The sequence below is a fragment of the Acinetobacter seifertii genome (assembly GCF_016064815.1).
Taxonomy (GTDB): domain Bacteria; phylum Pseudomonadota; class Gammaproteobacteria; order Pseudomonadales; family Moraxellaceae; genus Acinetobacter; species Acinetobacter seifertii.
The window spans coordinates 2,491,072-2,512,502 of sequence record NZ_CP065820.1; the positions used below are offsets into that span (position 1 = coordinate 2,491,072).

Here is a 21,431-nt window from a genome sequence, read left to right on the forward strand (position 1 = left end):
AAAATTCAATGGTTTTGAGATTGGAACTTTTATGCCTTCTTTTCATCAAATTGAGCAAAGCACATATGAACATTCAACAACTGCCTGGGGTGCTGTCTTTGTAATGTCGCTCTGCTGCGCAGTATTAATTGCATCTGAGTTCATGCCCGTAAGTTTACTCACCCCCATCTCTTTAGATTTAAATATGAGTGAAGGCCAAGTGGGTCAAGCAATCGCAATTTCTGGTATTTTTGCTGTGATGACCAGCCTGTCTATTAGTCGTGTATTTAAGGCATGGGATCGACGTCATATCATTTTATTACTCACCCTACTGATGATTGTCTCTGGCATAGTCATTACATTTGCCCATTCTGCGGCTTTGTTTATGTTGGGTCGTGCAATCTTAGGTGTAGTTATTGGTGGTTTTTGGGCAATCTCGACATCAATTGTCATGCGACTCGTTCCTCCGCTTTTAGTACCTAAAGCACTCGGTTTATTAAATGGCGGAAATGCTCTAGCCACCACAATTGCAGCACCATTAGGAAGTTTTTTGGGTTCAATTATTGGCTGGCGTGGTGCTTTTTTCTGTATTGTCCCCATCGCGATTGTTGCACTTATTTGGCAATTTAAAAGTATGCCTTCTCTTCCTGCAATATTGTCATTTGAGAAATCTAAAAATCCATTTGGTTTACTAAAACGTCCAATTGTACTTTATGGGATGACCGGAATTTTATTACTCTTTATGGGCCAATTTGCGCTATTTACCTATCTACGCCCATTTCTAGAAACCGTTACTCATGTCGATGCGACAATGCTATCCATTTTATTATTAATCTTAGGTTTAGCAGGCTTAGTGGGTACATTTGTAATTAGTTTAATCCTTCACCAACATGTTTATCGTTATCTGATTCTTATTCCATTCATCATGGCAGTGATTGCTGGAGCTTTTGTGCTAGATGGTGAGCATTTATGGTTTGTTGCCATATTGATGGGTCTATGGGGCTTTATTGGAACGTCGGCACCTGTTGCATGGAATACATGGCTTGCCCAAACACTACATCAAGATGCCGAAATTGGTGGTGGTTTGATGGTTGCGATTATTCAATTTGCAATTACTCTAGGTGCAACTATAGGTGGATTATTATATGACTCACATGGCTATAGTGCCACGTTCTATATGAGCGCAACTATTTTGCTATTAGGCGCAATTACTGCATTTCTCACATGGCGAAACGCTATTCACGTAGCACATCAATAACCAACCTTAACGCAGGTGAAAGTTGTCTTCGATGTGGATAGTACAAATGGTATCCAGGAAACTGGATACTGTACTCTTCCAAAACTTGTATCAGCTTCCCCTCTTTTAAATCTTCTCGAATCAAATCTTCGGGAATATAAGCCAGTCCAAATCCAGCTCTAACCGCCTCGACGATATCGTAGCTTTCATTAAATATCCATTGCCCCTGAATTTTGATTTTTGTCTCTTGACCATCTTTCACAAACTCCCACGCATACACGCTGCCTTGTGTGGTTAAACGATAGCCAATACATTGATAATTTACCAAATCTTTAGGAGTATTAGGAATTCCATATTGTTCAAAATATGCTGGTGTTGCTATTACCGCCATTTTGACATCTGGACTAATACGTACTGCAATCATGCCATCAGCTACGCGGCTTCCGAAACGAACGCCTGCATCAAAGCGCTCTGCCACAATATCGACCATCCCACTATTGGCAGTTAGTTCAACTTGCACATCTGGGTAATCACCAGCAATCTTTTTAAGTTTTGGAATCAGCACTTCCCGTATCGCATGGCTACTGGCATTAATCCGAACCGTACCAGCGGGTTGGTCTCGAAATGAAGTTAAAAGGGATAATTCATTATCAATCTGATCGAAGCTAGCACTAATTGTTTGTTTCAACCTTTCGCCTGCTGCTGTAGGTGAAACACTACGTGTGGTTCTGGTCAGGAGCAACATTCCCAAACGTTCTTCTAAACCCCGAATCGTATGGCTTAGCGCAGATTGTGAAATTCCCATTTTCCCAGCAGCCTTAGTAAAACTACCCTCCCTTGCCACCATTAAAAAAGCATAAAGATCATTATAGTTTTCTTTATTTATCATCTGCTTTATCTCTTATTGGGGAGTCAACCTCATTATAAAGGATAAAACTATTCATGAATATTACTCATAAGTCCATGTTTGTTTTTTAGACTAATTATTAAAAAGAAGATTCGTTAAAATCCATATCAAGCAGTAAATCTGAAGATTTAAATAAACTGAGGCGATTATTATAAGTCATTTTATTATTGTAAAAAATTAATAAATTCCACTCATATCTTTACGTTAAAGAATAAATAGCTTCATTGCTTTTATGTGCTTTTTCTTAAAGAAGCGAGGTAAATTGATGTGGCTAGTTATAAGTTTTTTAAAGGCTTAGTCAGCCTATGTGTTTTGTTCTCAGTAACTTCCGCTTCTTATGCAATAAAGCCTCAAGGTAAGAATCAACAAAGGGGATCGATGATGAAAATCCGTATTGATATTGATGGAACACAGCAACCGCTATTTGCCACATTAGCCATGTCACCTACTGTTGAAGATTTTGCCAAGCAGCTTCCACTGACATTAATGCTTAAAGATTATGACTCTACTGAAAAAATAGCTGATCTACCCACCAAGCTAACTACACAAAACGCGCCTCATGGATATACCGGAAAAGCGGGTGATCTTACCTATTATGCTCCTTGGGGTAATCTGGCTTTTTTCTATAAAGATTCTCATGTTGGTTATGCCAATGGCCTCATTTTTCTCGGAAAACTAGATGCTATTCCCCAAGCATTCAAGCCAAAACAACAGATCAAAATTTCAATTTCACAAATCAAATAAGCATGCACCTACTCACCCATTCACATTGTTTAAATTGAGGTATTTATGAGTACATCTCCCTTATTTAAAAAGCTTAAAACCCATACGGCGGCTGCAATTTGTGCAGTAACTATTGGTCTATTTTCTTCAACTTCAGCTATGGCGGCCGATATGTCTAATGGTCCAAATAACTTTTATCAAAGTCAGCAAGTGACTATTCAAAAAGTGACTTTTAAAAATCAATACAATATGGATATTGTTGGCAATCTAGTTATTCCCAAAAATTTGAATAAAAAGACCAAAGCCTCTGCAATTATAATTGGCCACCCTATGGGGGCTGTAAAAGAACAAAGCTCTATGCTTTATGCACAAAAACTGGCTGAACAAGGTTTTGTGACCTTAGCAATTGATCAATCATTTTGGGGTGAAAGCGCGGGCCAACCAAGAAATGTGGTGGCACCAGACATTTATGCAGAAGCGTTTAGTGCCGCTGTAGATTATTTGGGAACACAATCTTTCATTGATCCTAATAATATTGGTGTATTAGGTATTTGTGGAAGTGGGAGTTTTGTCATTAGTGCAGCAAAAATTGATCCGCGTATGAAAGCGATAGCAACTGTCAGTATGTATGATATGGGCGCAGCAAACCGCAATGGCTTACGTCACTCACAAACCCTAGAGCAGAGAAAGCAAATTATTGCAGAAGCCGCTGCACAGCGTTACGTTGAATTTAAAGGTGGTGAAACCAAATATACCAGCGGAACTACGCATGAGCTAACAGCAGATACACACCCTATTCAACGTGAATTTTACGACTTTTATCGTACTCCACGCGGAGAATATACGCCTAAAGGCTCATCGAGAGAGCTTACAACCCACCCAACTCTCACCAGTAATGTCAAATTTTTAAACTTCTACCCATTTAACGACATTGAAACGATTTCACCACGTCCGATGCTATTTATTACAGGTGATCAGGCCCATTCAAAAGAGTTTAGTGAGGAAGCTTATAAACTCGCAGGCCAACCTAAAGAGCTTTACTACGTTAAAGGCGCTGGACATGTTGATTTATATGATCGGGTCGATCTCATTCCATTTAATAAATTAACCAGTTTCTTTAAACAAAACTTGAAGTAATACAGATGATAGAGGCTCAATACGGGCCTCTATCTTTTTAATTAACTTTAATGAAACTCTTGTACCAGACTATTAATGTGAGCCACAGCAGCAGTTCGGTTTTCAACGCAAAGTTTTTCAAAAACATGCTCTAAATGTTTGTTCACGGTCCGTGGACTAAGCTCCAAAATTTCTGCAATATCTTTATTGGTTTTGCCCAACAACAACCAGTGCATGACTTCTGCCTCACGCTGAGTCAACTGCGGACAATATTTCAAAATATCAGCCATTTCCAAAGCTGGCGTAGAAGTTTTTATCTGGATAAGATAATTTTTTGCCACACTTGGTTCAGTTTCCCACGGCGTAAGCAATAAAAGCTGTAATTGCTGAGATGGCGTCGAATAAGAACAGCTGGTTAATTTTTTAGGATCTTTTTCATGCTCTAAGTCTGAAAACCAAGCTTTTAAGCCTGCTTCAAAACCTTCTAATTCAGGTAAATATTGATTCAGTAAATCACTGGCTTTTTGGGTTTTCCATACAATTTTACCGTGAACATCTAGCGCAAGAATGGCTGTTTCCGTTGCATCAATCACCTGTTTTTGTTGCTGCAATAGTTTGGCATGTGCCAAATGTGTTTTTACCCTTGCTAATACTTCTTCAATATTCAGAGGCTTGGTTACATAGTCCACTCCTCCAACTTGAAAACCACGCACAATATGCTCTGTCTCAGACAAACCTGTCATAAAAATGACGGGAATAAACTGCGTAATTGGACTTGCTTTAAGCTGTATGCAACTTTCAAAACCGTCCATATGTGGCATATTGCCATCGAGCAAAATCATATCTGGTAAGCATCGGTGTGCAATTTCAATTGCACTCAATCCATCGGTTGTGACAAGCACGCGATAACCGGCCTGATCCAGACTTTCATGTAGCAAGCCTAAATTTTCCGGCACATCATCCACAATCAGAATAACAGCCTGCTCGTTTGGCAAAGCTTGCTGAAAAGAAACATGTTGCGTACTCATTGCTTATCCTGAATCAATCGTTGCGCGTGTTTTAAATCAAACTTTTGAATAGCCTGTTCAAGCTGTTCCCATAACTCATTATGCTCCGGAAAATTTTGACGGCATTGCGTTAAAGTCTGTTGAATTCCACGAATATAACCCTGCCCAATTAAATCATTTAATTGCTGCAAGCTTTGCGGTAAATCGAGCAGATCATTATTTTCAGGTTGTGTAATTGATGTATGAACAGTGGCTTGCTCTTGCTTAAACACTTTTACATCCAATGCTTGAACCTCATTATTTTCAAGATGGGCATCTGATTTGGAATCAATCCATACCAAGCCTAACTTGTCTCCAATTTTACTCAGCAACAAATTAAGATCGATTGGTTTTAGCATAAAGTCTTCACTTAAGACCGCATCTTGTGGATTGACTTCGCGCTCGCCTGCATTGGCTGAAATAATTAAGATCGGCACATTGGTAATATTATTCTGACGTAATAATCGCGCTGTTTCCCAGCCGCCCATCAAAGGCATATTTAAATCCATCAAAATCAGGTTAGGCTGAAAAATAGGTACACGTCTTAAACAGTCAATGCCCGACTCGGCTTCTTCAATCATAAATCCTAAAGGTTTGAGAAAATTAGCGACTAAACCTCGATCTACCGCTTCATTATCGACAACCAAAATTCGTTTTCGCTCGCCTTGATAACCCGTAATCTGGTTGGAGTAAACATTGGAAATTGGATGAACCACTTCTTTTGAAGGTAAGTAAAACTTAATCTTAAACTGTGAGCCCTGATTGAGTTGGCTAGTTACAGATAACTGGCCACCGAGTAAATCGACTAATAATTTTACAATTGGTAATCCGAGTCCTGTTCCGGTAAACCCACCTTGAACCACATTACTGCCCCGTTCAAACGGGTTAAAGATTCGCTCTAAATCAGCCTCAGCAATACCACAGCCGGTATCTCTAATTTCAAAATAAGCCGTCTGAAAACGGTACTCGACTTTCAAAGTAATTGTGCCGCTCGTCGTAAACTTTAAAGCATTGCCCAGTAAATTGATGAGCACTTGCTCTAGGCGTTTTTTGTCGGTACGAACATAGTGCGGTAGGTTATCTCCAATTTCATAAACAAACTGTAAATTCTTCTGTTCAAACTGTGGCTGAAACATTTGAATAATTTGTTCAATAAAATTTGGGAAATGAACGTCCACTACATTTAAAGAAATCTTGCCTGTTTCAATTCGCGCTAAATCTAGTAAACCGTCAATCAGTGAAGTCAAATGCTGCCCACTACGGCTAATCACACCGAGCGCCATTTTTCCTTGTTCAGAGAGTTGCTCTTGTTTTTGAAGCAATTGGCTATAGCCCAAAATACTATTTAGAGGTGTTCGTAGTTCGTGGCTAATGCCAATGACATAACGGCTTTTTGCATCATTTGCTCGCTCTGCTGAAATTCTGGCATCTTGCAGGTCTTTTGAAGTGACTTCATGGGCAGCAATTTCATCAATCAATAATGCTGTTTGCTGATGCGTTTCGATTTCGGCATTACGACGGCTTTCATCGTTTAGTACTAACCACCATGCAGCAACACTCATCAATAGAAATAAAATGGTGTAAATTTTGACAAACAGTGTAAATAACTGAGGAACGGCTGCCGCATTAATGGTTTCTAAATAGGTTTTTTCTTGGATATAAACCAGACTCAAGCTCACTGCCAAAACAATAGACAGCCCTAGAGTCAGCAATAAATATAAACTAACCCTGCTATTTAAACGACTAGCCCAACGTTCTGGTAAATAGTACCAAATGGCTTTTTTGAGTTGTACTGACCAACGTGCATCGGGTTTACATAAATCGTGGCAGCGTGCTTCAAGTGAACAGCATAAAGAGCAAATCGTACCGTTATAGGCTGGACAGCCAGCCATATCGGCAAGTTCATAGTCCCGTTCACACACGACACAGTTAGCAACCGACGTCGCCTGAATTTTTTCAGGTTGGCGTGCAATGTAATATTTACCTTTAGTTAGGTAAGCAATGACAGGCACGCATAAAACCGCACTTCCCAAAGCAATAAAACTCGCCAAGCCTTTTGCCATGAGTCCGAAAAAGCCCAAATAGCTAAGCATCGATAACACTGAGGCAATCAGTAATGCGCCCACACCTACGGGGTTAATGTCATATAAATAAGCACGGCGAAATTCAATTCCCTTTGGGCTTAGGCCTAAAGGCTTACAGATAATTAAATCGGCAACAACGGCGCCAATCCATGCCAAAGCGATATTGCTATATAGTCCCAAAATGCGTTCAACCGCATGGCTAATGCCCATTTCCATCAAAACAATAGCAATAAACACGTTAAAAAGAAGCCAGACAATTCGCCCCGGATGGCTATGAGTTAAACGGGCAAAAAAATTGGACCATGCCAATGAGCCAGCATAGGCATTGGTCATATTAATTTTAATTTGCGCCAAGCAAACCAGTGCTAGAGTCAATATTAACGCTAGCTGAGGGTTTGGAATAAATTGTTGATAGGCAGCCCAATACAGGTAAGTCGGATTGTCTAATTCAGAGGCAGGAATAAACAGCTGAAAAGCCAAAACCATCAGTAACATGCCCATCAATACTTTTAGAAAACCGAAAATAATCCAAGATGGACCACCTAAAAAAACAGCAAAACGCCATGCGGTTCTATTCTTTTCTTGTTGGGGTAAAAAACGTAAATAGTCGGCTTGTTCCCCAATTTGGATCACAAATGAAAAAATAAGAGTGCACGCCGCACCAAAGTAATACAGATTAAAATCGGTCGAGTTTGAAATCGCACCAACAAAATGCAGGCTACTACTTAAAATTTGTGGCTGTTTCCAAAGTACAAAAAACCACGGTAATAACAGCAATAAAAGCCAGATTGGTTGTGTAATCGCCTGAACTTTATTAATAAAACCAATACCTTTGACCACTAAAGGTAAGATCACTAAGGCAGAAATTAAGTAACCAATAACTTGTGGAATACCCAAAGCAAGCTCAAGTGCCATCGCCATAATGGCGGCTTCAAATGCAAGTAAAATAAAGGTAAAACTGGCATAAATTAGAGACGTAATGGTCGAGCCAATGTAGCCAAAGCCTGCACCACGAGTAAGCAAATCAACATCTACATTATATTTTGCGGCGTAGTAACTAATCGGCCAACTGGTTAAAAATATGATGGTACATACGACAATTGCTGCCCATAACGCATTGCTAAAGCCATACTGCCAAAGCATGGTCGCCCCAATGGCTTCCATCGCCAAAAAGCTAACAGTCGAAATTGCAGTATTTGTTACGGTCCAAGGTGACCATTTTCTCACTGAGGTAGGTGCATAGCGGAGCGCATAATCTTCGATACTTTCATCTGCCACCCAAATATTATATTCACGGCGTGTTTTGATCACACGTTGTGGCGCTTGTTGGGGGCGTGAAGAATCTGGCATAACACTCATGTTTGGCATGTGGTTGCATTAAACCCAGCAATCCTTATGCCAAAAGTCATTTATCATCGCGATTTTTTCTAATACGCACATATACGCAAAATAACGTATTTTCAATTTTTCCCAAAAATCACACACTCAAAACCATCAAAAAACAATGATCAATATTTGTGTTGATTGACCGAAAATGATTGGGAGGTTGATGTTATGAGTGTATCTGAACATCCAAATCTGGACACTGTGCAAGGTACAGATTCACAAAAAGCAGTGAATGAAACCTTAGAAGATTATACTTTACGTTATGCTCCACACAGCTTTCGGCGCTGGAGTCCCAAAGTTGTCGCTATTACTGCACTTGGTGGTATTGCCTATCTTGCTGACTTTTCTATTGGTGCCAGTATTGGTATGTCTTACGGAACAACTAATGCTGTTTTCTCCATTTTATTTGCAGCGATTATTATCTTCTTAACCGGCATTCCTTTAGCCTACTACGCAGCACGCTATAACATTGACCTTGACTTGATTACCCGCGGCGCAGGTTTCGGTTATATCGGTTCGGTTCTTACCAGTATCATTTTCGCCAGTTTTACATTTATTTTCTTTGCCCTTGAAGGTTCAATCATGGCGCAAGGGTTACTACTCGGTTTAGGCATTCCGCTTTGGGCAGGTTACCTCATCTCAACCATTATGGTCATTCCACTGGTCATTTACGGCATGAAAGCCTTGAGTAAATTACAAGTTTGGACTACCCCACTTTGGCTCGTTCTCATGATTGGTCCTGTGGCCTACCTAATTTATCAAGAACCTACCTTAGTTAGCCAGTTTGCTACTTTTACAGGTAAAGAAGGTTTTGCAACCGTAGACATGGCAGCAATCATGTTAGGTGCTGGTATTTGTTTATCGCTCATCATGCAAATCGGTGAGCAAATTGATTACTTACGTTTCATGCCTGCCAAAACCAAAGAAAATAGCAAAGCATGGTGGGCTGCGGTTATTTCAGCAGGTCCGGGTTGGGTGATTTTAGGGGCAATCAAACAAATTATCGGGGCATTTTTAGGTTTCTATTTACTCACTAAAATACCAGGCGTAAACAGCACTGAACCTGTTCAACAGTTTAATGCAGCGTTTCATGACATGCTTCCGGGTTGGGCTGCTTTAACACTCGCAGTGATTTTGGTGGTCATTTCTCAAATTAAAATTAATGTGACCAATGCTTACTCTGGTTCGCTTGCATGGACAAGTGCCTACACACGTATTAGCAAACATTATCCGGGTCGTATTGTGTTTGTGATGGTGAACTTAGCAATTGCGCTTGCTTTGATGGAAGGCAACATGTTTGCTGTACTGGGTAAAATCTTAGGGTTCTATTCAAACTTTGCAATTGCATGGGTGGTGGTGGTTGCAACAGACATTTCAATCAACAAATATGTTTTAAAACTTTCACCGAAAGAACCGGAATATCGCCGTGACATGCTCTACAACGTAAACCCTGTCGGTATGGTTGCGTTCCTTGTATCAGCAGGCTTATCAATTGCAGCATTCTTCGGTTTACTTGGTAGCTTCTTGGCACCTTACTCACCGCTTATCGCACTTGTACTTGCCTTTGTATTAACACCAATCATGGGCTTATTAACCAAAGGAAAATACTATATCAAGTCACACGATGACGGTATTAAAGAACCACGTTACGATGCTGAAGGTACACCTGTAGCAACGGTTTACCACTGCCGCGTATGTGAGCAAGGTTATGAGCGTCCAGATATTATGTTCTCTCACAAACATAACGGCACGATCTGTTCTTTGTGTAAAACACTCGACGCTTAAATACTCTCAAAACTAAAAAAGAAGCTTTAAAGCTTCTTTTTTTATATCTGATAGTTTTTAGCCAATTGGGAATAAACGTTCAGGCACTACATCTTTCATCACAATGGTTGAGATGAGCCGCTGCACACTTGGAATAGCAGATAATTTTTCGTCATATAAACGCTGAAAAGCCGGTAAATCTTTAGCGACCACATGCAACAAGTAATCTGGCTCACCAAACAAGCGCTGGGCCTGAATAATTTGCGGGATATCAATTACGGCATTTTCAAACTTCTCAACGGCCTGTTTATCACCTTCTTTAAGCGTAATAAAAACAATCGCTGAAAATTCAAATCCCACTAAGTTTGGGTCGAGTTCTGCCCGATAGCCTTTGATAGCTCCCGACTCTTCTAAAGCCTTCACTCGTCTGTGACAAGGTGAAATGCTCAAACCTACTTTTTCTGCCAATTCAGTGATAGATAATCGGCCATTTAATTGCAATTCAGCAAGAATCTTTTTATCTGTAAGATCCATTTAGAAAATTTTACCCCAAATGAGTATGATATGAGCAAACATTTAAAAGCACATTCTAAATACATGAGCATATTATTTTCAACAAGCTCGAATAAATAGGGATTTTTTCTAAACCACGAGCGAAACCTTTGGAAAATAGTTTGCCGAGATAAGCATATGGCTTTTAACATTTTTATTGCATTTTGGAGTGTCTCCATTCTTTTTATTATTACGCCAGGGGCAGACTGGGCCTATGCCATTTCGGCAGGCATTAAAGGCAAAGTCGTCGTACCAGCTGTTGCAGGTATGCTATTTGGGCACTTTATTACGATTTTATTGGTAGCGGCTGGTGTTGGTCTGCTTGTAGCAAATAACCCAACTGCTTTGATGATTCTTACTGTGGCGGGTTCTGCTTATTTGTTATGGATGGGAATAAACTTATTACTTACCCCTCCTACTCCAAATCAGTCTGGTTCTGAAAAGGCTCAGTCATGGTTGAGATGGGCAACCAAAGGCGTTTATGTGAGTGGCTTAAACCCGAAAGTTTTTTTGCTGTTTTTAGCGCTGCTTCCTCAATTTATTGACACTACTGCTTCATGGTCAGTGACAACACAAATTCTTGCCTTTGGTGTTGTCCACATGATTAGCTGCGCGATAATCTACTTAATGGTGGGTTATGGTTCAGAGGCTATTTTGAAAACCAGACCACAAGCAGCTCAGTTAGTCGGCCGTTTTTCAGGTGGTTTGATGGTTGTTATCGCAACGTGCTTATTGATTGGGCAAATTTAAAAAAACATTTAGCAAAAAGTTACTGGCCTCCATTTCAGGTCAGTAACTTGAATAGTAAAATATAAGAAAAATTTATCTCATTCGTTTGAGGTTATACGTCACAACTCCCCAAATAACCAGTTCTTGCCCCTCTTCAATATAAATATTTTGATAATCAGGGTTTTCAGCTTTTAGCCAAACTTTAGGCGGCTTAAATTGACTATCAATCATTAAGCGCTTCACAGTGAAATCATTGTCGATGAGTGCAATCACAATATCACCCGATTTAGCAGGAATACTACGGTCCACAATAAGCGGATCATTAATATCAATTCCAGCATCTAACATAGACAACGAATTGGCTTTGACAATGAACGTTGCATTTTCATTTCTAATTAAATATTCATTTAAATCGAGCGCTTGCTCAATATCATCTTGTGCAGGTGAAGGAAAACCTGCAGCAACACGCTCTGTTGCCAAAGGAATCTGATAAATTTTATCGTTGTTTGGATGAACCTGTTGTATTTTTAGTTTTGAACTAAAATCTGTCTGGTTATCGGTTTTGACATTATTCAGTAACCAATTTTTGATAAAGTTAACTTGAGACTCGGGAACACGAATGACTTTGGTGGGTTCATTGAACTGTGCTTTACGTCCGGCATTTTCTCGTACACCGCCATGCTCGAACTCTTTTTTCTTTGGCATATTGCCTCCCTTTTCACTGTTCAAATCCTACACAAACAATGTAACTTGAAAAAGTTACATTTTCAAGTTGACGAAATATTTTTTTTGCATAACAATAAATCTCATGATCAGATTTTAATCCATTTTGCTTTTAACAGGGATGTTTTAATCAAAATGGCAATTTGAAGAAAATCAAAACCTATTTCGAGATAGTCATTATTGCTGACTGTTTTTTGATTTTTATCAAATGAGATTCTGAACACTTAACATTCTGGTTAAATTCAGTTTTTTGGTATGGAGACATGCGAAATGAAAAATCAACGTGATGCGGTTTTAGGTTATGCAAATGAGCAACATGCTTACTATATCCGCCTAATTGAAAATGATGCGGTTTTAGGTGAAAGCTACGGATTATTCTGTGAAAATCCGGATAGCGAAGCAGCCGAAAGTATTATGACGACGCTATTTTTAAAAAAATCTTTTTGGTTAAACGGTTCTGAGTACATTGATATTGTAAAAGGACTACAACTGCTCCCACAGTAAAGTAGATAAATTAAAAAACGAAGGAGGCAAAAGCCTCCTTCGTTTTTAAAACATTATGCTCAAGACGTAAAACGTCCAGAGGTATCGCGTTTTTGATTACTACATTATTGTCGTAGTTAAGGCCGCAATTTCATTTAGTTAAAAAATTAACTTTCAGGGCTTTTTTATTTAAGCCGGTACGTGTGCGGCTATTTGTTCTCGTGACCAAACACGATGAGCTTTAATCAGATTTTTAAATTTTTCTGCAATATGCTGGAACTCATCCTCAACCAAAGTTCCTTCATCTGCAACTAAACCAAGTGGCTCAAGCAAATCAGATTTATTACCTAAAAATGCAATTGGTTTTAAATGCTTATAAGCTTCGAGTACATAATGGCGTGCTACACCATCTTGCATCACTGCATTTAAATTATCGCCATCTGGAACAATTGCAGCATCATAAGCAATTGAAGGTTCAGCCATTTGCATACCATCAGCTACAATAACGTTATCTTTATGGTCTTTTACTGGAGCCAAGCTCGGCGCTAGTAAATGAACAACCACACCTTCTTTAATCGCCCAATTTTTAATAGCTTCAAGTGTATCTGACTTCACAAGATTATGAATAAGTACAGCAACTTTTCTACCTTGAATATCCTCAGGTGGGAAAGCTAAAAGAGACAACTTGGCAGATTTTTCAATTGCTGTTTTCTTATAATCTAAGGTTAAGTCAGGCACTTCAATACCTAGGTTTGCACCGACTTGACGTGCCAGATCGAGATCGATATTTGCCAAAATTTCTTGTACCTGACGCTCACGAATATGTTTTCTTTGAACTTTACTTAATTCAAAAGTATAGGCATCGACCACATGTTTTTGCTCATGCGGCGCAAGGCTTTTGTAATAAAGTCGAGGCTGTGAAAAATAGTCAGAGAATGTCTCACTTCTTTGACGCAGTTTATGTCCACTGATTTTTTCAGGATAACTTTCAAAACCACCATTTGAAGCCGCTGGTGGAGTTTCGACTGGCCAATTTCCATCGATCGAGTTTGGTTGATATGAGGCTTGGCCTTTATGGATGGTATGTTGATGAATGCCATCACGTTGATTGTTATGGAATGGACACACAGGTTTATTAATTGGAATTTGATGGAAGTTTGGTCCACCTAAACGGCTTAATTGGGTATCTGTATACGAAAATAGACGTGCTTGTAAAAGTGGGTCATTTGTAAAATCGATACCAGGTACTACATGGCCGGGACAAAAAGCCACCTGCTCTGTTTCAGCAAAGAAGTTATCTACATTTCTGTTTAAAACAAATCGGCCAATTGGCGTAACAGGAACTAATTCTTCAGGAATAATTTTGGTTGGGTCCAATAAATCGAAGTCAAAGTTCATTTCATCTTCTTCTTCAACAATCTGCACGCCGAGTTCCCATTCTGGATAAAAACCTTGCTCAATTGCTTCATAAAGATCACGACGGTGGAAATCTGGGTCTTTACCTGCAAGTTTCTGAGCTTCATCCCATACCAGCGCACTTAAACCTTGTTTTGGTGTCCAGTGAAATTTTACGAAATGTGATTTACCTTCGGCATTAATTAGACGGAAGGTATGCACACCAAACCCTTGAATTGAACGTAAATTACGTGGAATCGCACGGTCTGACATTGCCCAAATTACCGCATGTGCTGACTCAGGAACCAAGGACACAAAATCCCAGAAAGTATCATGCGCAGTTGCCCCTGTTGGCATTTCTGTATCGGGTTCAGGTTTTACTGCATGCACAAAGTCCGGAAACTTAATCCCGTCTTGCACAAAAAAGACAGGTGCGTTATTTCCCACTAAGTCAAAGTTACCTTCTTGGGTATAAAACTTAATTGCAAAACCACGAATATCACGAACAGTATCTGCCGAACCACGAGGCCCTTGCACTGTTGAAAAACGTACAAAAATTGGGGTCTGAATACTTGGGTCGGTTAAAAACCCAGCTTTGGTTAAACGTTCATTTCCTTCATATGCCTGAAAATAACCATGTGCCCCTACACCACGTGCATGCACAATACGCTCAGGTATACGCTCATGGTCAAAGTGGGTGATTTTTTCTCTTAAAATGAAATCTTCCAATAAAGTTGAGCCACGAATACCCGCTCTTAAGCTATTTTGGTTATCCGCTATTTTAACCCCCTGATTGGTGGTTAATGCCTCATTGGTTGCATCATCTCTTACGGTGTCTAACTGTTCAGTTTTCTGGGTAGTATTGGCTTTATTTGCTGCATCGGCGCCAGCCATTTCACTTGTTTTATTAGTTAATTTAGTTTTGTCGTTCATGTCCATTACCTATGTTTTGAAAGTTAAACTTGGGGTTGAGGTTGAAAACGTTTATCAAACTAGTTTTTAAACGTACCTAAATAAGGAAAAAGAAGTTCTACGTATTTACGAGTACTCCAAAGACCAATACTTTTATGATGAGAATCAGGGGCTAGAAATGGGATAAGTTTGCATATTTTTATTGCAAGATCGCTTGATTGCAGCACGCGCTCTTGCAGTGCATCAAGCTCGCCATCAGAGATATAACTAAATAAATAGTCCTGAATACGCTGGCTATTCTTTAGTTCTCGGCTGTATGCCAAGAAGTTAGAAGAATGATCACTACCAGCAATCCAGTCATGAATAATTTGGCGCTCTACAGGGTTAAATACCCCAAACATTTTTCCATTTTCTTCATTAATCATCCGCCAGAACACGCTCTGTTCAGGGTCGGTATTAAACTTAATCCATTTCTGCTCAGTTAAATGAGTGATCAAACCTGCAATATCATCAGGGTTTGATAACCATTGATTAATGGTTTTGCAGCCAAACTGTCTGGTTTCGTTATGAATTAACTGCCCGACAAGTGCCTTTCTTTTCAAAATTTTATGAACAAAGTCTTCAAGACTTAAATTCTTGATAATATTTGAGGAAGATTCACCACGGTTATTCAAGGCAAAACCTTGTTTTAACTTGGTAAAGAAAAGCTCTTTATCTCTGTATTTGTTGTAAATATCTTCAATAACTTTAATGGCTTTATGGGCATGGCCATTGTCAATGTTATCAATGGTGATATGTAGATTAAAATATTTAGAATCAATGCCTAATTCGGCAAGCTCATAATTTGAAATTAAAAGATGTAGTGGAAGCTGTTCATATCCTAAATTAAAACCGACCATTTCAGGAATAAACTCAGGTGGTGCATACCCTAGTGCTAGCTGAACGACTGCTTGATGATAGTATTCGTCGTCTAAAAGTAAATCGAAACTGTCGAGTCCGAGACTACGTAAAAGGTCATCATAAATACAAACATGGTTCGCTTTCGGTTCTCCTAAACCAAGTTCTTCCAAATAAGTAATAATGAGTTCATGAAAGACCGGATCATTCCAATAATGCACTGAGCTATATAACCATGCACCATCGACCTTTTTAGTCGGCGATATTTTTATGAGAAATTCAAATGCCTGAGCAACATTCTGAAAATACTCTCTATCTTGACCAGCTTGTCTACGGTTTAAATATGCCTGAAATCCCTGACAATTTTTTTTATTATCGTTCTCACACCATGTTTTAATCGAATTGATATCTGAAGGAAAATCTATTTCCTCTATCTCTAATTTTTCAATCTCTTTAATCAGAAAATCTCTTGCCTTTTTCTCTTTCTCAAAACTTGAAACATCAGGATCAAGAAAAAAAACAAACAATTCATAATAATTTTTTTGATTATCTTGTAATAAGTCTAATAATCTTTCTTTCACTACAACAGGCATTTTTTATTCTCCGTTTGTGAGATATCAATTACCATACGTGACCTGAATTATAATCAAGTTTTAAGTTTGTTATTTTGCGTTATTAAAAATTAAGATAAACCGTATAAATCAAAAAAATTCAAAGATATACAAATTAACGCAAAATTACATTTAAACTTTTAGAATTATTTAAGCTGCTGTTTTTATATAAAATTTGCAAAAATTAATCTAAATTTACATTAATTTAACCATCAAAAGTAAAATGTTAAAAAATAACTAATCAAAATTTCAAATAGTTCTATAACATTTAAAAAATAATTAAAGGGAGAATTAGAATGTTTAATTCATGTTGTAAATTATTAGCAGATAAGAAAATCAAAATTGCTTTTTTTGAAAGCGCTTCTGCTGGCTATCTTGCTTATCGTTTTTCTTTGAGTCCTTATTCAGGAGATATCCTTATAGGTAGTCTTGTAAGTTATGATCTTCTAGTAAAGGAAAACACTCTGCATATTTCAGAGCAACTTATTGAAAAATATACTGCCGAATCAATGCAAGTGACTGTTGAAATGATTAATAAAGGAAAGGAACTTTTGCATGCTGACCTGTATATTGCCTGCACAGGCCTCTTAAAAAAAAGGGGTTCTGAAACAGAGGAAAAACCTGTAGGAACGTTCTTTTATTCAATATATTATAAAAATAATTTTTATAATTTTAGACGTGTTTTAAAAGGACCAGCCTTTTTAAAACTTAGAAATTTGACGCACTATATTACTCAAGATATAAAACTTATTATATTAGATGAAAAAGCCTCTTAAATTATATAAAAAGTTAACAAATATACATTTGGAAATATTTATTATCTTTCTTAAATATTATGTGCTGAAATGTAATTTTTTAAACATTCATATTAATAATGTTTATGACTAAAAATCACATTAACTAAAAATCAGCAAGTTATTTAAAATTGATAACTTTTAAATTTACATTTAAATATGGGGTAACACCCCCACCCTACACATTTAAAAGCTACATGTTTTAATAACCCTATCTGAAGCTCTCAGATAAAACACATCGTCATAATTGATATGAGGTATTAAAAAATGAGCACTACTAATAATCAAGCAAATCAACGCAATAATCAGCAACAGCAACAACAGCAAAATGACAACCGTAATCAACAACAACACGGTAACCAACAGCAAAACGATCAACAACGCAATAATCAGCAGCAACAGCAAAATGATAACCGCGGCCAACAACAAGGATCTAACCAAAAAGATTCTGGCCAACAAAATTCAAATAACAACCAACAACGTTAATCGTTTGTAGTTGTTCTTTGATGGGGTCGATCATTTAGGAAGGTGAACTCACCTTCCTAAATCTAATATAAGCATAAAATTTAATAAAATATGAGGGAATTCTAATGACAGATCAAAATACAGATCATGCTCAACTAGTTGCTGGCGATCATAACTATTCTGACTCGCGCTGGCGTGAAAGCTACCTTACCCGACCTTATTACCAAGAAGCGCAATTAACAACACCAGATCTAGATTATGATCGTGACTTTTCTACAGCTTATGAACTTGGTCATCGGGCTCGCTCTGAATCTAAGGAAGGAACTCAGTTTGAAGACATGGAAAGTAGTTTGCAGCAAAAATGGGAAGAACTCAAAGCTGAGTCTCGCTTAAAATGGGAACATGCGAAACAAGCCATTAAAGATGCATGGGATGATATTTAACATCCTCAAACGGTCCAAAGCTATAAGCTTATTTCCTATTGGCCCTGGGAAATAGGCTTTTTTATCGTTTTGTTTTGCTCACTTTTGCTTTTACACCATAAATTTCCGAATCGCTAATGCAAGTTGCTTGTGTAAAATATACAAACATACATGTCAACTTGAATATCAATAATTACTAGCTTATCAAAATAAAAACCTGACTTAGATAATCAAGTCAGGTTTTCGATAAAAATCAATTTTGATTTTTCTTAAAATATTCAATTATTTCTTCACCATTATTTACCGGCTTTTTCTGTGAAGGATAAGTTTCCTCATATGCATAAGCTGGTAATGTAATTTTGGCCCGAATTGGAGGTAATTTCTCTTGTCCACCCGTAGTAATCCGCTCAATAAAACCAGCAAGCCAGAGTACAAACTCCTGTGTATTTTTACTTTTAGGAATAAGACTTAAATCCAATTTAATTTTTGACTCTTGCAAAGGCTTAATTAGCAGCTCAGCGAAATCAATATAATTATATAAAAGCTTTAGCTGTGTCCCTTTTATTTCATGTCTGAGTTCGATCATCAAGTTGTTAAGATCTTCCATCGGCTCATCCGTAAACCCTTTTTTTTCTTTGACATTTTGATATATTTTCTCAGCTATTTTTAAATATTGGGGCATATCCTTACCTTTATAGTTCATTATTACTAAAATGAATTTTGGATGAATATAAGTAAGCTATTGTGTTTGTTTTATTAACTTTTTGAAAAGATATATTCATTTTACAACAATTCAGTAACACTTAGATTGCCAAGCAGAAAATAGATAATAAATAACTGATAAACATTATATTTTCATATATTTAATTTTTATTATGCTATATTTTTTAGATAAAATAACAATAAAAAAAGCCCACTTAATAAGTAGGCTTTGTTAAGGAAAACTAATTATTGTGAATTTCTATTCATATCATGAGGTACTGCTGGATCACTTGCTCCATGCATTCCATCATTTCTTGAATTGCGGTCTTGGCATGCGCTCACGCCCATAGCTATTACAAGTACCATACTCACTGCACAAAAGATTCTAACCATTTAAATCACTTAACTTTTGTAGATTATGCAAGCTTATGTAAAAACCTAAAATATGATGAGTAAAATTATATTTATTGCAATTGAAATTCTGGTTATTTTTTGGCATGCAGTGTATAGACTCCATAGTCCAAATTATAAAAATAGAATTATTAAATAGTTTAGCAAAACAATACATCCAATTAATGACACTCATATACTATATAAATATACAATTAATAAATAATTGATATATATGATTAAAAAACAACACCGCAAGTAAAATAAAAATAAGTTATATTAATGTTATGCGTTTTAGTTTTTCTATTTTCTAAATAAAAACAGGCAAATATTTATATCAAATTATATAAATCAATCTTTTATTTTTGCAATTGACCCACTCTAATGCTCAGCTTATGATGCTCGCGCTGACCAATTTTGTCAGTCGGTTTTAGCAGACCGTCTACCTAAGTGCACTAAAAACACGTTTTTTGGTGTGAAGCCCCTCGTGCCTTTGATGGAGGAACGAGAGTGGGACACCTTCGGGTGTGCTGGTTTCTTAGGTATCAGTCTGCTAACCCTCTTTCGTTTCACCACCATAATGATTAGCAATGAATGGGCGTAACTTCTTTAATCAAGGAGTCACTCATGACTATTATTTTATATTTTTTAAATTCTTTTATTAATCATATTTATATTCGACATCTTTTACTTATTCAGGCATTTTTTAGAGATCGCCCCTCACATCTCTCTAAAATAAAAACCTAATATAGAGTTCAAAAATTGTTTATTTAATCCTTTTACCTACCCATCTATATAAGTTTAGGTAAGAGTTTTATGTATTCAAAAAAACCGCATAAAGATAAGAACTTCTATCAACATCACTTAGCGATAACAACAACCTATGCAGAGTAACAATAATGTTTTTTCTCCGTCGTTTTGTTCTGGTGAGCCTGCTTGCGATAAGTGTTTTAAATTTAATAGGATGCAGACCATTGAGCAAAAAAGAATTTAATGCACATTGTGTTTGGGCAGGACATGACCTTTCACAATGTAATTGTATTTATAACTCTTTAGAACAACATTATTCACCACAATTTGTTGAAAACTTACCAAAAGTGAGTTTGCAGAATATTGATGCTAAAATGAACTTTGTAGACACCATGAATACAACAATGCGACAGTGCCAATTTAGTGCTAGAAAATAGCTATCTAACTTATAACGGCATGCTCTACCAGAAAATCTAAAAATACACGTACACGTTTAGGGACATATTTATCATGACCAATCCAAACAGCATGAAATTCTTCAAAAGCTTTGATATTCCAGTCTTCAAGAATTTTAACGAGTTGTTTTTGCTGTAATGCGTTTTGAATTTGAAATTTATTAAGCTGAGCAATACCTACATCTGCAAGGGCCAATTGTAAAATAGCTTCACCGTTGTTTACTTTTAACATCTTTGAGGGTGCTAGGTTAATTTCCTGATCTGCTTTTTTAAATAGCCAAGTTTTGTTCTGGCGCTGATAGCTTACATCTAAAAGCTGATGTTCATGCAGTTCATCTGGATGTTGGGGACAACCATACTTTTCAATATATGCAGGTGAACAGACGTAATGTTTCTGCGTGCTTCCGAGTGAGCGAGCCACCAAATTGGAACTTTTTAATGGTCCTGTCCGAATTGCAACATCAATTCTTTGCTCAACCAAATTAATCACTTCGTCACTCAAATGAGCCTCTAACTCAATTTGTGGATAGCACTCGTTAAACCGAGAAATACAAGGCAATAAAAAATGCGTCCAATATGAAAGACTGGTATGAATTCTGATTCGCCCTTGTGGTATATGATTTGCGGTAACGGATTGTTCTAGTTCATCTAAGCTATTGAGTATTTGAAGACCTTGCTCATAAAACTGGCATCCTTCACTCGTCAGCTGAAACTGACGTGTTGAACGGTTCAATAACCTGACGCCAAGTCTTTTTTCCAACCGAGAAATTAACTTACTGACCGCAGATGGCGTCATGTCATAAGCTCTTGCAACGGCTGAAAAACTTCCAAGCTCGACCACACGTATAAAAATTGCCAACTCGCCAGATCGATTAATATCAAAATAAGCCATAACAAAATTTATTTATG

At 37.6% G+C, this 21,431-nt stretch carries 20 protein-coding genes; 10 read left to right on the forward strand and 10 right to left on the reverse strand.

The window, feature by feature from the left end; all coding sequences use genetic code 11:
• Positions 1-31: 31 nt before the first annotated feature.
• Positions 32-1,237 carry an MFS transporter gene (locus I8T81_RS11560; protein WP_198071224.1) on the forward strand — a complete coding sequence of 402 codons (1,206 nt, stop codon included), beginning with the start codon at positions 32-34 and terminating at the stop codon, positions 1,235-1,237.
• Here I8T81_RS11560 and I8T81_RS11565 read toward each other — a convergent pair.
• Positions 1,215-2,105, reverse strand: coding sequence for a LysR family transcriptional regulator (locus I8T81_RS11565; RefSeq protein ID WP_005304296.1), 891 nt, complete (start codon positions 2,103-2,105; stop codon positions 1,215-1,217). The genes I8T81_RS11560 and I8T81_RS11565 overlap by 23 nt on opposite strands.
• Before the next feature lie 285 nt (positions 2,106-2,390).
• Between I8T81_RS11565 and I8T81_RS11570 the strand changes: the two genes are divergently transcribed.
• Both I8T81_RS11570 and I8T81_RS11575 read left to right on the forward strand, forming a co-directional pair.
• Positions 2,391-2,867, forward strand: a complete 477-nt coding sequence (locus tag I8T81_RS11570; protein ID WP_198071225.1) for a cyclophilin-like fold protein — start codon at positions 2,391-2,393, stop codon at positions 2,865-2,867.
• Between the two features lie 45 nt (positions 2,868-2,912).
• Positions 2,913-3,983, forward strand: a complete 1,071-nt coding sequence (locus tag I8T81_RS11575; protein WP_198071226.1) for an alpha/beta hydrolase — start codon at positions 2,913-2,915, stop codon at positions 3,981-3,983.
• A 47-nt stretch (positions 3,984-4,030) separates the two neighbouring features.
• Here I8T81_RS11575 and I8T81_RS11580 read toward each other — a convergent pair whose 3' ends face one another.
• Both I8T81_RS11580 and I8T81_RS11585 read right to left on the reverse strand, forming a co-directional pair.
• Entirely contained in the window at positions 4,031-4,990 is a 960-nt protein-coding gene (locus I8T81_RS11580) for a response regulator transcription factor (protein WP_198071227.1), read from the reverse strand.
• Positions 4,987-8,451, reverse strand: a complete 3,465-nt coding sequence (locus I8T81_RS11585; RefSeq protein ID WP_198072773.1) for a hybrid sensor histidine kinase/response regulator — start codon at positions 8,449-8,451, stop codon at positions 4,987-4,989. Before I8T81_RS11585 ends, I8T81_RS11580 begins: the two co-directional genes overlap by 4 nt.
• Positions 8,452-8,646: 195 nt before the next feature.
• Between I8T81_RS11585 and I8T81_RS11590 the strand changes: the two genes are divergently transcribed.
• Positions 8,647-10,263: a purine-cytosine permease family protein gene (locus tag I8T81_RS11590; RefSeq protein ID WP_077164114.1), complete on the forward strand. Its 1,617-nt coding sequence runs from the start codon at positions 8,647-8,649 to the stop codon at positions 10,261-10,263.
• Between the two features lie 57 nt (positions 10,264-10,320).
• Here I8T81_RS11590 and I8T81_RS11595 read toward each other — a convergent pair whose 3' ends face one another.
• A complete protein-coding gene (locus I8T81_RS11595) occupies positions 10,321-10,776 on the reverse strand; it encodes an Lrp/AsnC family transcriptional regulator (protein WP_198071228.1) in 456 nt (151 codons plus the stop codon).
• A gap of 156 nt (positions 10,777-10,932) precedes the next feature.
• On the opposite strand from I8T81_RS11595, the gene I8T81_RS11600 reads away from it, so the two are divergent.
• A complete protein-coding gene (locus I8T81_RS11600; RefSeq protein ID WP_002157449.1) occupies positions 10,933-11,544 on the forward strand; it encodes a LysE family translocator in 612 nt (203 codons plus the stop codon).
• Between the two features lie 72 nt (positions 11,545-11,616).
• On the opposite strand, the gene I8T81_RS11605 is transcribed toward I8T81_RS11600, so the two are convergent.
• Positions 11,617-12,228, reverse strand: coding sequence for a LexA family protein (locus I8T81_RS11605; RefSeq protein ID WP_198071229.1), 612 nt, complete (start codon positions 12,226-12,228; stop codon positions 11,617-11,619).
• Between the two features lie 288 nt (positions 12,229-12,516).
• Here I8T81_RS11605 and I8T81_RS11610 point away from each other — a divergent pair, with 288 nt between their 5' ends.
• Positions 12,517-12,750 (forward strand): hypothetical protein, encoded by a 234-nt coding sequence (locus I8T81_RS11610; RefSeq protein WP_004793031.1) that lies wholly within the window; start codon positions 12,517-12,519, stop codon positions 12,748-12,750.
• 168 nt (positions 12,751-12,918) lie between these two features.
• On the opposite strand, the gene katE is transcribed toward I8T81_RS11610, so the two are convergent.
• Positions 12,919-15,063 carry a catalase HPII gene (katE, locus tag I8T81_RS11615; protein ID WP_198071230.1) on the reverse strand — a complete coding sequence of 715 codons (2,145 nt, stop codon included), beginning with the start codon at positions 15,061-15,063 and terminating at the stop codon, positions 12,919-12,921.
• Between the two features lie 53 nt (positions 15,064-15,116).
• Positions 15,117-16,526: an iron-containing redox enzyme family protein gene (locus tag I8T81_RS11620; RefSeq protein ID WP_198071231.1), complete on the reverse strand. Its 1,410-nt coding sequence runs from the start codon at positions 16,524-16,526 to the stop codon at positions 15,117-15,119.
• 314 nt (positions 16,527-16,840) lie between these two features.
• On the opposite strand from I8T81_RS11620, the gene I8T81_RS11625 reads away from it, so the two are divergent.
• The 3 genes from I8T81_RS11625 to surA1 all read left to right on the forward strand — a co-directional run bounded on the left by I8T81_RS11625 (position 16,841) and on the right by surA1 (position 18,246).
• On the forward strand, positions 16,841-17,320 hold the full coding sequence (locus I8T81_RS11625; RefSeq protein ID WP_198071232.1) for a CinA family protein: 480 nt from the start codon (positions 16,841-16,843) through the stop codon (positions 17,318-17,320).
• 285 nt (positions 17,321-17,605) lie between these two features.
• Positions 17,606-17,824 carry a hypothetical protein gene (locus I8T81_RS11630; protein ID WP_049064913.1) on the forward strand — a complete coding sequence of 73 codons (219 nt, stop codon included), beginning with the start codon at positions 17,606-17,608 and terminating at the stop codon, positions 17,822-17,824.
• A gap of 104 nt (positions 17,825-17,928) precedes the next feature.
• Positions 17,929-18,246: a surface antigen protein 1 gene (surA1, locus tag I8T81_RS11635; protein ID WP_086497038.1), complete on the forward strand. Its 318-nt coding sequence runs from the start codon at positions 17,929-17,931 to the stop codon at positions 18,244-18,246.
• 232 nt (positions 18,247-18,478) lie between these two features.
• Here the strand turns inward: surA1 and I8T81_RS11640 are convergent, their stop codons facing one another.
• Both I8T81_RS11640 and I8T81_RS11645 read right to left on the reverse strand, forming a co-directional pair.
• Complete coding sequence (locus tag I8T81_RS11640; protein WP_004702333.1) at positions 18,479-18,907, reverse strand: hypothetical protein; 429 nt, start codon at positions 18,905-18,907, stop codon at positions 18,479-18,481.
• 266 nt (positions 18,908-19,173) lie between these two features.
• Complete coding sequence (locus tag I8T81_RS11645; protein WP_191028414.1) at positions 19,174-19,320, reverse strand: hypothetical protein; 147 nt, start codon at positions 19,318-19,320, stop codon at positions 19,174-19,176.
• Positions 19,321-20,216: 896 nt separating this feature from the next.
• Between I8T81_RS11645 and I8T81_RS11650 the strand changes: the two genes are divergently transcribed.
• The gene (locus tag I8T81_RS11650) at positions 20,217-20,504 is read left to right on the forward strand and encodes a hypothetical protein (protein WP_019457659.1); all 288 of its coding nucleotides are present in this window, start codon (positions 20,217-20,219) and stop codon (positions 20,502-20,504) included.
• A 4-nt stretch (positions 20,505-20,508) separates the two neighbouring features.
• Here I8T81_RS11650 and I8T81_RS11655 read toward each other — a convergent pair whose 3' ends face one another.
• Positions 20,509-21,414: a LysR family transcriptional regulator gene (locus I8T81_RS11655; protein WP_198071233.1), complete on the reverse strand. Its 906-nt coding sequence runs from the start codon at positions 21,412-21,414 to the stop codon at positions 20,509-20,511.
• Positions 21,415-21,431: the final 17 nt, after the last annotated feature.

What these genes read in the sequence shown, in the direction of transcription:
- I8T81_RS11595 (WP_198071228.1), bottom strand. Translation starts at nt 10,776, where the DNA reads ATGGATCTTACAGATAAAAAGATTCTTGCTGAATTGCAATTAAATGGC.
- I8T81_RS11560 (WP_198071224.1), top strand. Translation starts at nt 32, where the DNA reads ATGCCTTCTTTTCATCAAATTGAGCAAAGCACATATGAACATTCAACA.
- I8T81_RS11655 (WP_198071233.1), bottom strand. Translation starts at nt 21,414, where the DNA reads ATGGCTTATTTTGATATTAATCGATCTGGCGAGTTGGCAATTTTTATA.
- I8T81_RS11620 (WP_198071231.1), bottom strand. Translation starts at nt 16,526, where the DNA reads ATGCCTGTTGTAGTGAAAGAAAGATTATTAGACTTATTACAAGATAAT.
- I8T81_RS11575 (WP_198071226.1), top strand. Translation starts at nt 2,913, where the DNA reads ATGAGTACATCTCCCTTATTTAAAAAGCTTAAAACCCATACGGCGGCT.
- I8T81_RS11585 (WP_198072773.1), bottom strand. Translation starts at nt 8,451, where the DNA reads ATGAGTGTTATGCCAGATTCTTCACGCCCCCAACAAGCGCCACAACGT.
- surA1 (WP_086497038.1), top strand. Translation starts at nt 17,929, where the DNA reads ATGACAGATCAAAATACAGATCATGCTCAACTAGTTGCTGGCGATCAT.
- I8T81_RS11650 (WP_019457659.1), top strand. Translation starts at nt 20,217, where the DNA reads ATGTTTTTTCTCCGTCGTTTTGTTCTGGTGAGCCTGCTTGCGATAAGT.
- I8T81_RS11565 (WP_005304296.1), bottom strand. Translation starts at nt 2,105, where the DNA reads ATGATAAATAAAGAAAACTATAATGATCTTTATGCTTTTTTAATGGTG.
- I8T81_RS11645 (WP_191028414.1), bottom strand. Translation starts at nt 19,320, where the DNA reads ATGGTTAGAATCTTTTGTGCAGTGAGTATGGTACTTGTAATAGCTATG.
- I8T81_RS11625 (WP_198071232.1), top strand. Translation starts at nt 16,841, where the DNA reads ATGTTTAATTCATGTTGTAAATTATTAGCAGATAAGAAAATCAAAATT.
- katE (WP_198071230.1), bottom strand. Translation starts at nt 15,063, where the DNA reads ATGGACATGAACGACAAAACTAAATTAACTAATAAAACAAGTGAAATG.
- I8T81_RS11605 (WP_198071229.1), bottom strand. Translation starts at nt 12,228, where the DNA reads ATGCCAAAGAAAAAAGAGTTCGAGCATGGCGGTGTACGAGAAAATGCC.
- I8T81_RS11610 (WP_004793031.1), top strand. Translation starts at nt 12,517, where the DNA reads ATGAAAAATCAACGTGATGCGGTTTTAGGTTATGCAAATGAGCAACAT.
- I8T81_RS11600 (WP_002157449.1), top strand. Translation starts at nt 10,933, where the DNA reads ATGGCTTTTAACATTTTTATTGCATTTTGGAGTGTCTCCATTCTTTTT.
- I8T81_RS11640 (WP_004702333.1), bottom strand. Translation starts at nt 18,907, where the DNA reads ATGCCCCAATATTTAAAAATAGCTGAGAAAATATATCAAAATGTCAAA.
- I8T81_RS11630 (WP_049064913.1), top strand. Translation starts at nt 17,606, where the DNA reads ATGAGCACTACTAATAATCAAGCAAATCAACGCAATAATCAGCAACAG.
- I8T81_RS11580 (WP_198071227.1), bottom strand. Translation starts at nt 4,990, where the DNA reads ATGAGTACGCAACATGTTTCTTTTCAGCAAGCTTTGCCAAACGAGCAG.
- I8T81_RS11590 (WP_077164114.1), top strand. Translation starts at nt 8,647, where the DNA reads ATGAGTGTATCTGAACATCCAAATCTGGACACTGTGCAAGGTACAGAT.